At 68.4% G+C, this 14,138-nt stretch carries 14 protein-coding genes; 3 read left to right on the plus strand and 11 right to left on the minus strand.

The features are described 5' to 3' along the window. Nucleotides 1–10 precede the first annotated feature (10 nt). Nucleotides 11–1,444: an amidase gene (locus LKD76_RS16995; protein ID WP_227982307.1), complete on the minus strand. Its 1,434-nt coding sequence runs from the start codon at nucleotides 1,442–1,444 to the stop codon at nucleotides 11–13. Nucleotides 1,445–1,487: 43 nt separating this feature from the next. On the opposite strand from LKD76_RS16995, the gene LKD76_RS17000 reads away from it, so the two are divergent. Together LKD76_RS17000 and LKD76_RS17005 are read left to right on the plus strand one after the other, a co-directional pair. Beyond that, entirely contained in the window at nucleotides 1,488–2,093 is a 606-nt protein-coding gene (locus LKD76_RS17000; RefSeq protein ID WP_227982308.1) for a TetR/AcrR family transcriptional regulator, read from the plus strand. A gap of 401 nt (nucleotides 2,094–2,494) precedes the next feature. Further along, complete coding sequence (locus LKD76_RS17005) at nucleotides 2,495–2,923, plus strand: DUF427 domain-containing protein (protein ID WP_227982309.1); 429 nt, start codon at nucleotides 2,495–2,497, stop codon at nucleotides 2,921–2,923. On the opposite strand, the gene LKD76_RS17010 is transcribed toward LKD76_RS17005, so the two are convergent. After that, nucleotides 2,920–3,846 (minus strand): cyclase family protein, encoded by a 927-nt coding sequence (locus LKD76_RS17010; protein WP_227982310.1) that lies wholly within the window; start codon nucleotides 3,844–3,846, stop codon nucleotides 2,920–2,922. The two genes, LKD76_RS17005 and LKD76_RS17010, sit on opposite strands and share 4 nt — an antisense overlap. 174 nt (nucleotides 3,847–4,020) lie before the next feature. Between LKD76_RS17010 and LKD76_RS17015 the strand changes: the two genes are divergently transcribed. Beyond that, a complete protein-coding gene (locus tag LKD76_RS17015) occupies nucleotides 4,021–5,415 on the plus strand; it encodes a type I glutamate--ammonia ligase (protein WP_227982311.1) in 1,395 nt (464 codons plus the stop codon). On the opposite strand, the gene LKD76_RS17020 is transcribed toward LKD76_RS17015, so the two are convergent. The 9 genes from LKD76_RS17020 to LKD76_RS17060 all read right to left on the minus strand — a co-directional run bounded on the left by LKD76_RS17020 (nucleotide 5,387) and on the right by LKD76_RS17060 (nucleotide 14,136). After that, entirely contained in the window at nucleotides 5,387–6,136 is a 750-nt protein-coding gene (locus tag LKD76_RS17020; protein ID WP_227982312.1) for a MerR family transcriptional regulator, read from the minus strand. The genes LKD76_RS17015 and LKD76_RS17020 overlap by 29 nt on opposite strands. 40 nt (nucleotides 6,137–6,176) lie before the next feature. Beyond that, nucleotides 6,177–7,076, minus strand: coding sequence for an alpha/beta fold hydrolase (locus LKD76_RS17025; RefSeq protein ID WP_227982313.1), 900 nt, complete (start codon nucleotides 7,074–7,076; stop codon nucleotides 6,177–6,179). 34 nt (nucleotides 7,077–7,110) lie between these two features. Then, complete coding sequence (locus LKD76_RS17030; RefSeq protein WP_308188535.1) at nucleotides 7,111–7,875, minus strand: DUF6390 family protein; 765 nt, start codon at nucleotides 7,873–7,875, stop codon at nucleotides 7,111–7,113. Further along, nucleotides 7,872–9,005 (minus strand): Nickel transporter NicT, encoded by a 1,134-nt coding sequence (gene nicT / locus LKD76_RS17035; protein ID WP_227982314.1) that lies wholly within the window; start codon nucleotides 9,003–9,005, stop codon nucleotides 7,872–7,874. Before nicT ends, LKD76_RS17030 begins: the two co-directional genes overlap by 4 nt. A 71-nt stretch (nucleotides 9,006–9,076) precedes the next feature. Next, nucleotides 9,077–10,162, minus strand: a complete 1,086-nt coding sequence (hypE, locus tag LKD76_RS17040) for a hydrogenase expression/formation protein HypE (protein WP_255660112.1) — start codon at nucleotides 10,160–10,162, stop codon at nucleotides 9,077–9,079. Next, entirely contained in the window at nucleotides 10,155–11,267 is a 1,113-nt protein-coding gene (gene hypD / locus LKD76_RS17045) for a hydrogenase formation protein HypD (RefSeq protein WP_227982315.1), read from the minus strand. Before hypD ends, hypE begins: the two co-directional genes overlap by 8 nt. Further along, a complete protein-coding gene (locus LKD76_RS17050; protein ID WP_227982316.1) occupies nucleotides 11,264–11,602 on the minus strand; it encodes a HypC/HybG/HupF family hydrogenase formation chaperone in 339 nt (112 codons plus the stop codon). The genes hypD and LKD76_RS17050 overlap by 4 nt, the downstream gene beginning before the upstream one ends. Nucleotides 11,603–11,614: 12 nt before the next feature. Then, complete coding sequence (gene hypF / locus LKD76_RS17055) at nucleotides 11,615–13,897, minus strand: carbamoyltransferase HypF (protein ID WP_227982317.1); 2,283 nt, start codon at nucleotides 13,895–13,897, stop codon at nucleotides 11,615–11,617. After that, nucleotides 13,894–14,136, minus strand: a complete 243-nt coding sequence (locus LKD76_RS17060) for a HypC/HybG/HupF family hydrogenase formation chaperone (RefSeq protein ID WP_227982318.1) — start codon at nucleotides 14,134–14,136, stop codon at nucleotides 13,894–13,896. Before LKD76_RS17060 ends, hypF begins: the two co-directional genes overlap by 4 nt. Nucleotides 14,137–14,138: the final 2 nt, after the last annotated feature.

The following is a 14,138-nucleotide window of genomic DNA, read 5'->3' on the forward strand; positions in this document are numbered from 1 at the left end:
GCGAGTCCATTCACGCGCGCGAACGCGATCGGACACCGGCCGCTGTCGGGTTGATCGGGGTCGGCACTCCCAAGCGTTGCTCGATGGCGCTTGCCGCGGCCAGACAGAGGTCTTCCCTATACATTCGGCCGATGACCTGAACGCCCTGAGGTAGCCCGCCGATAACACCAGCCGGAACAGCTACCGCTGGAACTCCTACCAGGGTGGTGGCGGTGCACAACCGCAACGGGTTCATCATTCGCTGCTGTTCGTCTGCGTCGACCGGAACCGATGGCGGTGGCGGCAATTCGGTGTAAACCGGTCCGAGCAGTAGCGGATACCGGTCGAGAAACTGCGTCCATACACGCTGCACACCCAGCCTCGCGGCGGTCAGCTGGATGTAGCGGGGCAGGTCTGATGGTGGTTGCCGACCCATCATCAGCTCCATGTGCAGGCGGCTGGTTTTGCTCAGCAGCGGCTGCAGTGTGGGCCAGACCAAAGAGAATTCGGTGCTGATCAATCCGGAATAGACCTCCAGCGCTTCGGCCAGCGCGGGTACCTGTACTTCTTCGATCCGGTAGCCGGCATCGGTCAATGCGTCTGCCGCATCGGCCAATCCGGCGCGCACGTCGGGATGCATTCGGTCACCGTCGAGATCGGTCACAAGCCCGACTGTGACGGGACCGCTGAGCGGCGGACCGTCGGGCGGTGCCGGAACGGCCCGCGGATCCTGCGCGTCGGCACCGGACAGCACTTCGAATGCCAGGCGCAGATCCGCCACCGACCGGGCGAGTGGACCATCGACCGGGAACAGTTGCGACGCCAGTGTCGGTTCGCGACCACTGATTCGGTGGTCCGCGGCGAATCGGCCGTAGCTGGGCTTGAGTGCGGTGATCCCATTGAATGTCGCCGGATTGCGTAGGGAGCCACCAGAATCGTTGCCCAGTCCCAGTGGCGCCATGCCGGTGGCTACCGCTACACCGTCGCCACCACTTGTCCCACCCGGCGTCCGACCATGCGTATCCCACGGATTGCGCGTATCGCCGTACAGCGTGCTCGTTGTGTGCAGACCGGCAATCGTCAGATCAGGCAGGTTTGTTCGGCCGATAGCGATCGCCCCGGCTGCGCGCAACCGACGCACCGGTGGCGCATCGGCGGCGGCTACCAGGTTCCGCATGGCCGGCACACCCATCGTCGTGGCCGAGCCCGCGACATGGATGTTCTCCTTCACCGTGAACGGGACTCCTGCCAGCGGACCCACGGCTTCGCCCGCCGCGCGCCGCCGGTCGATCGTGCGTGCGGTGTCGAGGGCGCCGTCGGCCAGCACGTTCGTTACCGCGTTCACTGCCGGGTTGACCGCATCGATCCTCGCCAGATGCGCTCTGACCACCTCGACCGCGCTGATCTCGCCCGCGGCCACGGCTGCGGCGACCTGCACGGCGGTCGCCTCGTAAAGATGCTCCACAACGTAGAAATATACATAGCCGTATTCGGATACACTGTTGAATATGCATCAGCGTCTCAGCCGCGAGGAGAGCCGACGACAGACCCGGGACCGGCTGCTCGACGCCGCCGCGGAGTTGTTCGCCGAAAGGGGTGTCAACGGCACCTCGGTAGAGCAGATAGCCGAGCGCGCCGGATACTCCCGAGGAGCCTTCTACGGCAACTTCGCGGACAAGCATGAACTCACACTCGAACTCCTCACCCGACGAACGCAGCGCGAGCTCGATGAAGTCGCCGGACTCGACCACACCAGCCGGGAACCGTTGCGCGAGTTCAATCGCGCCCGTGCCCGTCACCTCGACGAATGGCTGGCGCTACGGCTCGAACTCGTACTCCATGTACTGCGTAACCCCCAACTGCGATCACGCCTAGCCGAACGCGAACTCACCGCTCGCAACGCCATCGCCACCGGAATCACCCACGAATTACCGCATCCTCCTGCCGCCCCCGCTTTCCTGGCGCTGATAGTGCACGCCCTCGAAGACGGCCTTCTGGTTCAGAAGCTACTGACCCCCAACGGGATCCCCGACGATATCGTCGTCGACGCCTACGATTTGTTGATCGCCGCGTGGGCGGCATTGGCCGAGAAGGAGTGCAAGTCAGCGCAATAACCCCAGCATTGAGCGGGATCGCGGTTCGGGCCGAAGACCATCGCCCAGGACTTTCCCCGCCAAGCAACTCATCGCGTTCTCACGGATGTCGGCGAACGCCACTGTTCTGCCGCATGCCGCCGTGGGCATGATGGGTCAGAATCCTACTGCTGGACGCCGGTGCGCCGGATCTGATCCGCTCGGCGGCACCGATACCCGATGTCGACCCGCCGGAACTGTTCGTCCGGACGCGATTCCGGGACACCCCGGATACGGCCTGCCTGCACAGCGCCGGCGGACGATTGATGGCGTCCTACAGTGTGCACGCGATGGTGCGGGGATTCCGGCCGGACGATCCCGCCGCGCGCGCACCCGCCGGCACCGTTCTCTGACGACACCGGCCGAGACAACGGAGGAACAGCATGCAACCGTCGGGATTCGCCGAATGGCCCGACTATCGCGTCGATGTGCAGCGCATCCGCAATCTGGTCCGGATCACGGCCGGTGACCGGCTGCTCGCCGAGACGACCGCGAGCCTGCTGGTCGCCGAGCAGGATCACGGGATCGTGTTCTACGTGCCCACCGCCGACGTGCGCTTCGATCAGCTCGTGCCGGACGAGTACACCTCTCGGTGCCCGTTCAAGGGGCAGGCCCGGTACTGGCGACCGAGCGACGGGACCGAGCCCGTCGCCTGGGAGTATCACGACCCCTATCCGGAAGTCGCGCTGATGCGGGACCATATCGGCTTCTATCAGGACCGTGTCCGCCTCGAGGTCGGTGTGGCGACCCCGGCGGTCAGCGGCCGCACACAGCGCGCCCGGCCCAGCAAGGCCCCGGCCGCCGGCGACTAGAAGATCGCCACCGGCGCGACCGGGGTTCCGGTCGCACCCGCGAACGGCTCGGGCATGGCCGAGAGCAGGAATTGGTAGCGACCGTCCTCGGCACAGACCCGGGAAAGATCCTCCAGGTTCCAGTTCTGTCCCTGCAGCATGCCCATCTCGACCAGATGCAGGGCATGGACCACCAGCCACAGACCGTCCACCTCGGGTGGGCAGATCTCGAAGGTGAGGGTGTCGGTCGCGACGGCGGCGACATCGCGCGCGTGGAACCATTCCGGGCAGCGCATCGACAATCCCGGTGACGGGGTACCGTAACCGTCCCGGTCACCCTCCAGATACCGCCCCATCTGCCCGGTCCGCACCAGCACCACATCCCCGGCCCGCACCCTGACCTCCGCCATCGCCTCGGCGGCGTCGAGATCTTCCGGGGACACGGCGTGATCGCCGGGCAGCCGGTCCACCCCGCGTGCCCGTGCGACATCGAGCAGCACGCCGCGGGAGACGATATGGGCCACCTTGTCGATCCCGGCGAAACGCGCACCGCGATGTGCGGTGATCGAATCGGCCGGGCGGCCGTTGTAGATGCGGCCGCTATGGGAGACATGCGGCAGGGCATCCCAGTGCGTGCCTGCCTGCAGCCCCATGGTGACCGAATCATCGCTGGTCGCAACGAAACCGGGGCCGAACAGCTCCCAGTTCACGGCAACCATGGTGTGCAGCGGATTCACCCGCCCCGGCACCAGTCCGGTCTGGACCCCACGCTGTGTCAACGGCAGGGCCAGCCCGACCCGCCGTCCCGTGCGCACCGTCGCCGCGGCGGCCCGGACCACCTCGTCGGTGATGAAATTGAGCGTCCCGATTTCGTCGTCGGCGCCCCAGCGCCCCCAGTTGTTCACACGGTCAGCGATGTCACGGAAGACAGACAGATCCGGCATACCGGCAAGTTACCGACAGTTCCGGCGGCTGCCAATCCCGGTGTGCACCGAGCGGGATTCCGGATATCGATCCGGCTTTTCATCACATCGGCACTGCGGGCGCGCCGATACCGGAATAATTGCAGTAGTCCCGGCCGGAACATCTCGCAAGCCTCTGATCATCGGGGAGCCGATATGGAAGGTTTGACCGCGAAAGAACGCCACGATCGGGCGATCCGGGCGGGTGCCCTCAGCGCGGACCTGAGCGCTCGCGACATCATCGCGGTGGCGGTGACCTGGATCGACACCAGCGGGATCGCACGTGTCAAAGCCGTACCGGTGCAACGGTTCTCGCATGCCGCGGCGTGGGGTGTGGGCGCCTCGCCGGTCTTCGACGCATTCCTGCTCGACGACTCGATCCTGACCGGGCATTTCGCCGGCGGTCCCACCGGTGATCTGCGGTTGTATCCCGATCTCGACCGCGTCACTCCGCTGGCCGCGCTACCGGGCTGGGCATGGGCTCCCGCCGACCGCTACACCCAGAGCGGCATGCCGCATCCGCGCGACGCACGGCTGCTGCTGCGCCGTCTCGTCGACGAATTCGGGGCCGACGGCGCGAGCCTGCGCACCGCGATCGAATTCGAATGGAATGTGGCGCGGCCCGATCCGCTCGATCCGGACCGGTTCCACCCGGCTACGACGGCACCCGCCTACGGGATGGCCCGGCTCAGCGAGCTGGCCGGTTATCTGCGCGATGTGCTGACCATGTTGCGAGACAGCGGTGTGGCCGTCGAGCAGATCCATCCGGAGTACGAGCTGAGCCAATTCGAACTGTCGGTCGCCGCGAGCGATCCGGTGAGTACCGCCGACACGGCCGTGCTGGTGCGGGAGGTGGTCCGGGCGACCGGGACGGCTCACGGCCTGCGCACCGTCTTCGGGCCGATGGCGACCGCCGACGCCGTAGGCAACGGCGGGCACGTGCACATGAGTGTGTGGCACCGGGGCGTCAACCAGATGTCCGGCGGCTCGGGACCGTTCGGCATGTCCGCCGCGGGTGAGGGCTTCGCCGCCGGAATCCTGCAACATCTGCCGGGACTGCTCGCCCTGGGCTGCCCCTCGGTCGCGAGCTACCTGCGTTTGCGGCCCGGCCGCTGGGCGGGCGCCTACCGATGCTGGGGGCTGGAGAACCGCGAAGCGGCTCTGCGCTACATCAGCGGAAGCGAGGGCGAACACGCTCGCGCGGCCAACGTCGAGGTGAAGGCGTTCGACGCCGCCGCGAACCCCTACCTCGCACTGGCGGGCCTGATCGCGGCCGGGCGCTCGGGGGTGCGATCGGAGGCCACGCTGCCCGACCCCGTCGCCGGCGATCCGGACCACCTGGACCCGCAGACCCGGTCGGCGCGGGGAATCGACCCGCTGCCCGGGACCCTGGCGGCGGCGGTGGCCGCCTTCGAATCCGACGACGTCCTGGCGGCCGCGTTCGGCGCCGAACTCGTCGACACCATCGCCAGCGTCCGGCGCGGTGAGATCGCGCTGTTCGCCGACGCCACCGCCGAACAGATCACCGCCGCGTCTCGCTGGCGGTATTGAGCGCGGCGCGCCGCTGCGCCCGATGGGTGAGCGCGGCGACGATCCGGTGCCAAGCCGGTGTCTCCTCCGCTATCCGGGAGAAGACCATCGGCACATGACCGGACGGGACACCGTCTCGTTCGTGCCGGATCCGCCAGCCGTCCAGATCGTCGATCAGACGATCCAGCCGTGGATCGTGGGGATCCCAGTCGACCGCCCGATCGCACGCGAGGTACAGCCGCGTCGTCTCGGCATCGTCGAAGGCGGCGTTCTTCTCCCGGAGCCGCTGCGATACGAGGCCGGGTTCCAGTGCCCGCATGAGGATCCACGCGTCGCGTTCGAGGCCGACTCGCCGTTCGCTGACGCCCAGGTCGCGCATCCGGTCCAGGAGCGCGACCACCTCGGTCGGCAGCACGAGCCGTTCACCGCTGTCCAATTGCGCGATCCGGCGGCGGTACTCGCCGAGCCGGTCGATTCTGCGTTGTAGTTCGGTATCGATATCGGCCAGCGCGGCGGCGAACTCGCTCGGTTGCGCGTGCAGCAGGGCCTCGATCCGGGCCAGGGGAACACCGGCATCGGCGAGGGTCCTGATCCGGAGGAGGTCCACCACCGTTCGGGCGCTGTAGCGGCGATAGCCGGACTCGTCACGTTCGGGCTCGGGCAGCAGGCCGACGTGATGGTAGTGGCGCACGGTGCGCACGGTGACGCCCGCCGCCGCGGCGAGCCGACCGATGGTGAGCACCGTCCTCCTCGGTCGCCGCGACACCCGAACTTCGACGATTCTAAACGGATGCGGCCCGGTCGAGAACATCACGGATCGCCCGGATCACGGCGTCGGGACGATCGAAGCAGAGCCGGTGGTGGACGGTGCCGGACACGATGCGCTGCTGCCCGCACGAGACCGAGCCGGCCAGAGCGGCATCCATCGCTCTTCTGCCCTCCTGGATCTCCCGCGAGATCCGGTTCCCATCGGGGTCCTCGCCCAGGACGGTGAGGGCGACCACCGGGACATCGGGGATATCCGGCCCGGACCGCAGTTCGGTGGCGAGTTCGACGAGCGCGCGGCGTTCGGCGAGCCCGGCGCGCAGCCAATCATCGCCGGCCTTGGCGTCGATCAGCGGCTGCCGGATGTGCTCCGGGTACCGCGCGTACAGCTCGGTGCTCATCGCGCGCACGGCCGCGCGCAGCTCGCGAAGCCGGTCCGGATCCGGTGTCATCCGCTCGGTCGCCGCCAGACTCGCCGCCGACGGCATGAACGAGTCCCAGTCGCGGTGCAGACCGTCGAGCCACACCAGCCCGGCCACCTCTCGCGGATACAACTGCGCGAACCGATGCGCGTACAAACCGCCGAGCGAGTGTGGGGCGAGCACGTACGGTCCGGCGAGGCCCTCGGCGCGCAGGACGTCGCGCAGTTCGGTGGCGACCGCGGCGGCCGTCCGCGGCAGCGGGACCGGATCGCTGTACCCCGTGCCGCCGCGGTCGTACACCACGGCGGTGGTGAATTCCGAAACCCCTTGCTGGACAGTGAAATAATCGAGTCCGACAGCGCCCGCGCCCGGCAGGAACACGACCGCCGGTCCCCCGCTGCCCGCCCGATGGACGAAAATCCGTCTGCCGTCGATGTCCTGAAACCCCGCGACCGGCGGATCCAGCCGGGCCGCGGATGTGCTGTTGTTCGTCATGGAAGCAGACTCCGACCCTGACGCAGCGTCAAGGTCAACTCCGCACCGGCTCACCGTCGAGCCGCGCGGCCAGCCGGCGGTTGGTGACCCTCAGCTGCCGCACGGTGGCCGCGGCGAGAGTGCGGAGCTGGGCGAGATCGAGCCGACCACAGATGTGGTCCCAGTGCAGTGCGACATGATCGCCGACGCCGATTCGCTCGAGGCCCGGCCACGCGGCACCGCCGGTGATATCAAGTGCGCGAACGGTATTCGGCGACAGACTCAGCCGGCGGCCGTCCCAGCGCAACTGCCGTGAGCGCACCGTCACCTCGCAGGAGTTTCGATCGCACACCCGCGCCCACGAGATCCGGCAGCCGTCCAGAACGCGCAACGGCTGCTCGGCCGGGCCGCGCCCCAGCAGCCACGACCACGGATAGACACCGAAGACGTGAAAGCTGTGGTTCGCGTTCGCCTCCGCGGCCAGCGCCGGGGTCAGGTGCCGCCAGTACCCCTGGGCCAGTGGACCGATGAGGGCCAGCAGGTGTGAGAGGAATGCGGCGGAGTCGAGCCGGGCGCCGAGTCCCCCACCGAGCCAATACGATTCGACCAGCCGCCGGTCCAATGGGTCGTCGACACCGGTCATCGAGGCCATGATCCGCAGGTACGGCCAGGCGCCGGAGAACTCCCGGGCGGCGTCCCGGATTTCGGATTCGGTGCCCGTGGCCAGTGCCGTGCTGTCCGTCGGCCCGCAATAGCCCAGCGCATTGGGTGCGTAGGCGTACCGGGCGAACATCTCGACCCCGTCGCTGCGCCGGTTCACGGTGGCGCTTCCGAATTCGTTGCGGCCGAATGCAATCCCGCCCGCCAGCGGCGCTCCACATCGCCGTACCGCCACACCGCCACCGCGACCGCCCAGGTGCCCACGAACAACGCGACGATGATGAAACCCATCGCCCCCAGATCCAGATTGCCGATCCAGGCCAGCGGCCCCGCGGCGATATCGAGTTTGTCGGCGAGAATCGAGATGATCTCCTGCGCTCCGATCAGCAGGGCCACCGTCACCGACAGTCCGGTCACGACGACGTTGTAGTAGATCTTGCGCACCGGTTCGGCGAAGGCCCAGCCGTAGGCGTAGTTCATGTACGCGCCGTCGAGGGAGTCGAACAGCGACATCCCCGCCGAGAACAGCACCGGCAGCACGATGATCGCGTACCAGGGCAGATCGGTGGCGGCGGCACCACCGGCCAGGACGAGCAGGCTGACCTCGGTGACGGTGTCGAAGCCCAGGCCGAACAGCAATCCGATCGGATACATCTGCCACGGCGAGCGCACCGCCCGCAACAGCGGTCCCAGGAATCGGGTGAGGGCGCCCCGCGAATCCAGTTGCTGTTCCAGCGCGCGCTCATCGTATTCACCCTGGCGCATCCGGCGCAGTACCCGCCAGATGCCGACCAGCGACACCAGATTGAGCAGACCGATGAGGATCAGGAAGGTCCCCGATACTCCCGTCCCGAAAACACCCGTCCAGCGTTGCAGACCCGAATCCGGGTTCTCGACCCCGGCAGCGAGCGCGCGGATCCCGATCGCGACCAAGGCCACGATCGCGAACACGACGGTGGAATGTCCCAGCGAGAACCAGAATCCGACCGACATCGGTTTCTTCTTCTCCGCCACCAGTTTCCGCGTGGTGTTGTCGATCGCGGCGATATGGTCGGCATCGAACGCGTGTCGCATGCCCAGGGTGTAGGCGGTCGCGCCCAGACCGACGCCGAAGGCCGCGCCCTGCACGGTGTACCCGCCCGGCGCGACGAGCAGCACCAGCACACCCCAGCCGATCAGGTGCAGTGCCACGACGGCCGCGACCATCGACACCACGCTGCGGCGCTGGCCGCGATCCCACTCCGACCACGCGCGCCGGGCTCTCGCGGCGACCGTACCGATCCGCACCATGGTCGATCCTCGTGGTCGGGCACCCGGCGGTCCCAGCGCCGATGTGCGTCCTCGGCGGATCCGCCTCGTGCTCAGCAGATCCGCGGCAGTTGCTCACCCGCCGGCAGATCCACCACACGGGTGCCGCCGAGGGCGGTGCGGGCCACCACCATGCCCGGATGATCGGCGACACACACGCCGATGGCCTCCGCGTGCGCACCCAATGGGTGGGCCCGCATCGCCGCCAGCACCATGTCCGCGTCCTCCGGCGCGACGAAAGCCACTGCCTTGCCCTCGTTCGCCACATACAGCGGGTCGAGCCCGAGCAGCCCGCAGGCGTCGCGCACGGCATCGGGGATGGGCAACTTCCGCTCGTCAACGGTAACACCGACTTTCGCGAGCCTCGCGATCTCGTTCAGTGTCGCCGCAACGCCACCGCGCGTGGGGTCGCGCAGGGCGTGGACATCGGCGCCGGTGGCCAGCATCGCCGCGACCAGACCGTTGAGCGGGGCGGTATCGCTGCGCACGGTGGTGCCGAATTCCAGGCCCGCCCGGCAACTCATCACGGCCACGCCGTGGACGCCGATATCACCGCTGATCAGAACCACGTCACCGGGCCGGGCGCGCTCCGGGCGGATGTCGACACCGTCGTCGAGGACGCCGATGCCGGCGGTGTTGATGAAGATCCCGTCCCCGTGCCCGGAATCGACCACCTTGGTATCACCGGTCACCAGCTTCACTCCCGCCGCCGTGGCGGCGGTGCCGACCGCCTGGGCCACCCGGGCGATCTCGGCGAGTTCGGTGCCCTCCTCCAGGATGAACGCGGTCGACAGCACCAACGGCCGGGCACCCGACATGGCGAGATCGTTCACGGTGCCGTTGACGGCCAACTCCCCGATCGAGCCGCCGGGAAACACGATCGGCTTCACCACGAACGAGTCGGTCGAGAAGGCCAGCCGGGTCCCGCCGACACCGATCACCGCGGCGTCACCGAGACCGGCTTCGGCGGCGGCGCCGAATGCGGGCAGGAACAGATGCTCGATCAGTTCGCCCGACATCGCCCCGCCACCACCGTGGGCCATCACGATGGTCGGCGAATCCCGCAGTGGCAGTGGGCAGACCCAGCCTTCCGGGTCGATAGTCGGCGCCACGGGCGAGGTTTCGGTGTCCTCAAGCATGTGCCACCTCCGGCGGCAGCTCCAGCCGGCGATACAGGTAGTAGGCCGCGCAGGCGCCCTCGGAGGAGACCATGGTCGCGCCCAGCGGGTTGCGCGGTGTACACCGGGTACCGAAGGCCTCGCATTCGTTGGGTTTGATCAGGCCCTGCAATACCTCGCCGGACCGGCAGATCGAGGATTCGGCCGTGTGCAGATCGCCCACCGAGAACCGGTATTCGGCATCGTAGTCGCGGTAGCGCTCCGAAAGCCGCCATCCGCTGCGCGGTATGACCCCGATCCCGCGCCAGCCGCGATCGGTCACGTCGAACACATCGTCGAGCATCGCCTTGGCGGCCGGATTGCCCGCCGCGGGAACCGCGCGCGGATAGGCGTTCTCGACCTCGTGGGCACCGCGCTCGAGCTGGCCGACCGCACGGCGGATGCCTTCCAGGATGTCGAGCGGTTCGAAGCCGGTGACCACCATCGGTACCCGGTACTTCTGTGCCAGCGGCGGATACTCGCTCGTGCCCATGACCGAGCACACGTGCCCGGCGGCCAGGAACGCCTGCACCCGGCAGTCCGGCGATTCCATGATCGCCGCGATCGCCGGCGGTACCAGCACGTGGGAGACCAGCAGGGAGAAGTTCCGGATGCCCAGGCGCTGGGCCTGGTAGACGGTCATCGCATTGGCGGGGGCGGTGGTCTCGAATCCGATGCCGAAGAACACCACCTGCTTGTCCGGGTTCTCCTTGGCGAGGTTGAGCGCGTCCAATGGCGAGTACACCACCCGCACGTCACCGCCCTCGCTCTTGACCCGGAACAGGTCCTTGTCACTGCCGGGCACGCGCAGCATGTCGCCGAACGAGCAGAAGATCACGCCGGGGCGGGCGGCGATCTCGAGCGCCTTGTCGATCACTTCCAGCGGGGTGACGCATACCGGGCAGCCGGGGCCGTGGATCATCTCGATCTGATCCGGCAGCAGCTGGTCGATGCCGTGGCGGATGATCGAATGTGTCTGGCCGCCACAGACTTCCATGATCGCCCAGCGCCGGGTGGTGGTGGCGCGGATCCGGTCCAGCAGTAGCCGTGCCAGATCCGGATTGCTGAATTCGTCCAGATATTTCATCGCTGCACCTCGCTGTCGTCGGCGGGCGCGACACCCGCGCCGTGTGCGGTGGGATCGGGCAACCCGGATTGACGGGCGGCGATGGCGAAGCCGTCACCGAACTCCTCGTTCAGCACTCCGAGATGTTCGAATTCGGCCAGTGTGCGCAAGGCCGATTCCTCGTCGAGCCGCTGAATGGCGAAACCGACGTGGACAACCACGTAGTCGCCGACCGCCGCGTCCGGAATGTATTGCAGGCAGACGTCTTTGTGGACGCCGCCGAAATCCACGACCGACATCAGGGTGCCGTCGCGTTCGTAGAGGTCGAGCACTTTCCCCGGTACCGCCAGGCACATGGAATTCTCCTTTCATTCCGCCCCGGCAGCCAGCAGCTGCCCGAATGCCAGGCCGCCGTCGTTGGGCGGCAGCCGGTGATGGGTGATGACGTGGAAGCCGTTGTCTCGCAGCAACGTGCGCGCCGCCGAGAGCAACAACGCGTTCTGGAAGACACCGCCCGACAGCGCCACCGTGGTGTCCGGACCGGCGAAGCGACGGGCCAGTTCGAGGATCAGATTCGCCACCGCCCGGTGGAACCGAGCGCCGACCACGGCCGCATCGAGGCCGGCGGTGACATCGGAGACCACCGCGGCCAGCACACCCCCGGGATCGATCACCGTCGCCGCTTCGGCCGCACCGGGGCTGTCGGTGATCTCGAAGTGGTAGACCCGGTCGCCGGGGTCGGCGCCACGGGACAGCCCCTCCAGCTCGATGGCGGCCTGCGCCTCGAAGTCCACCACCTGCCGCACTCCCGCCAGCGAGGCGACGGCGTCGAACAGCCTGCCCATACTGGAGGTCGCGGCGCATCCGAGTCCGGTCTCGAATTGGTGGCGCAGCACCCCGCGCTCGATCTCCGGGCAGGCCGCCACCGACGGGATCGATTCCGGCCAGCCGATTCCGGCGGCGTGCAGATGTGCCAGCGCCATCCGGTAGGGCCGTCGCACGCTGGTGTCGCCACCGGCCAGCGGAACGTACTTCAGATGCGCGAGCCGCCGGAACCCCTTGTAGCCGGCCTCGAGCACCTCACCGCCCCAGATCGCGCCGTCGGGCCCGAATCCGGTGCCGTCGAAGGCGATTCCGGTGACGGTGGCGGTATCGGGCAGGCCGTGCTCTCCCATTACCGCCGCGATATGCGCGTGGTGGTGCTGAACCGTGCGCACCGGCCGTCCGGCCGCATTGCGGTGCGCCCACGCCGTCGACCGGTATCCCGGATGCGCGTCGGCGGCCAGCCGGACCGGCCGCACCCCGGTCAGTTGCTCGAGGTGGTGTTCGGCGGCGTCGAAGGCGCGCAGGGTCGCCACATCGTCCATATCTCCGATGTGCTGGCTCAGCCACGCGTACGCACCGTCGGCGACGGCGCAGGTGTTCTTCACATCGGCGCCGACGGCGACCGTGGCCGCGGCGGCGACCGGCATCGCAAGCGGCAGCGGCGCGTAGCCGCGCGAGCGCCGGATCGGCAGTTCGGCGCCGTCGACGAGGCGGACCACCGAATCGTCGCAGGGCACCAGGATTCGGCGGTCGTGCCAGAGCCTGCCGTCGGCCAGGTCGGCCAGGCGCCGGGCCGCGTCGTCGTCCTCGTAGCAGATCGGCTCGCCGCCCAGGTTCGCCGATGTCATCACCAGGGTGGCCGGGCCGGGCGGGTCACCCGGCAATCCGAACAGCAGCAGATGCAGCGGGGTGTAGGCCAGCAGCACACCGAGATCGGGATTGCCGGGGGCGACGGCGGCGGCCACCGCGCGCTGTCCGCGCGGCAACAGCACGATGGGCCGCTGCGGTCCGCTCAGCAGTGCCGCTGCCGCGGTGTCGACGCGCGCGATCGCGCGCGCGGTGGCCAGATCCGGGACCATCACGGCGAACGGTTTGTCTCCGCGCCGCTTGCGGCGGCGCAATCGCGCGACCGCGATCTCGTCAGCGCCGTCGCAGGCCAGGTGATAGCCGCCGATCCCCTTGATCGCGAGAATCCCGCCCGCGCGCAACAGCTTTCGCGCGTCCGACAGCGGATCGCCGGAGCCCGGACCGGCGTAGCGCAGGGTCGGGCCACAGTCCGGGCAGGCGATCGGCTGCGCGTGGAAGCGCCGGTCGGCCGGATCTCGGTATTCGCGGGCGCACCGATCACACATCTCGAAATCGGCCATCGAGGTCTGCGCGCGGTCGTAGGGCAGGGCGGCGATGATGGTGAATCGCGGCCCGCAGTTGGTGCAGTTGACGAACGGGTGCCGATACCGCCGGTCGGCCGGATCACGCAGTTCCCGGACGCAATCGGCGCATACCGCCACATCCGGGGAGGCGAAGGTGCGTCCCGTGCCGCGGGTGGTGTCGGCGATGCGGAATCCGGTGCCGCCGCGCGGTGGTAGTTCGACGCGTTCGACGGATTCGATCACCGCCAGCGGCGGAGGACGCAGGCGCAGGCGGTCGGCGAATTCGGTCAGGGCCGCGGGCGTGCCCTCCACATCGATGGTGACCCCGGCACTGTCGTTGGCGACGCTGCCGGTGAGCGCCAGCTCGGCCGCGGTGGTGTAGACGAACGGCCGGAACCCGACGCCCTGCACGACACCGCGCACCAGCAGCCGGCACCGGCCACGGTCGCCGTTCACGGCCCCTCGCCTCGGCCCAGCAATCGCAGGCCCGCCATCGCCTGGGTGGCGCCGGCCTCGTCGGTGCGTTCGACGGCCAGACCCATGTGGATGATCACCCAGTCCCCCGACTGCACCGGATCCTCCTCCAGCAGGCCGATATTCACCTTTCGTTTCTCACCGGCGACGTCGACGAGGGCGAGCTGGCCGCCGTAGCCGTCCAGGATTTCGACGACTCGGCCGGGAATTCCCAGACACATGT

It is taken from the genome of Nocardia spumae (genome assembly GCF_020733635.1).
In the GTDB taxonomy this organism is placed as follows: domain Bacteria; phylum Actinomycetota; class Actinomycetes; order Mycobacteriales; family Mycobacteriaceae; genus Nocardia; species Nocardia spumae.

Excerpts from the sequence above, each read along its gene's own strand:
- LKD76_RS17000 (WP_227982308.1), top strand. The coding sequence starts at position 1,488 with ATGCATCAGCGTCTCAGCCGCGAGGAGAGCCGACGACAGACCCGGGAC.
- LKD76_RS17005 (WP_227982309.1), top strand. The coding sequence starts at position 2,495 with ATGCAACCGTCGGGATTCGCCGAATGGCCCGACTATCGCGTCGATGTG.
- LKD76_RS17010 (WP_227982310.1), bottom strand. The coding sequence starts at position 3,846 with ATGCCGGATCTGTCTGTCTTCCGTGACATCGCTGACCGTGTGAACAAC.
- LKD76_RS17015 (WP_227982311.1), top strand. The coding sequence starts at position 4,021 with ATGGAAGGTTTGACCGCGAAAGAACGCCACGATCGGGCGATCCGGGCG.
- LKD76_RS17025 (WP_227982313.1), bottom strand. The coding sequence starts at position 7,076 with ATGACGAACAACAGCACATCCGCGGCCCGGCTGGATCCGCCGGTCGCG.
- nicT (WP_227982314.1), bottom strand. The coding sequence starts at position 9,005 with ATGGTGCGGATCGGTACGGTCGCCGCGAGAGCCCGGCGCGCGTGGTCG.
- hypE (WP_255660112.1), bottom strand. The coding sequence starts at position 10,162 with ATGCTTGAGGACACCGAAACCTCGCCCGTGGCGCCGACTATCGACCCG.
- hypD (WP_227982315.1), bottom strand. The coding sequence starts at position 11,267 with ATGAAATATCTGGACGAATTCAGCAATCCGGATCTGGCACGGCTACTG.
- LKD76_RS17050 (WP_227982316.1), bottom strand. The coding sequence starts at position 11,602 with ATGTGCCTGGCGGTACCGGGGAAAGTGCTCGACCTCTACGAACGCGAC.
- LKD76_RS17060 (WP_227982318.1), bottom strand. The coding sequence starts at position 14,136 with ATGTGTCTGGGAATTCCCGGCCGAGTCGTCGAAATCCTGGACGGCTAC.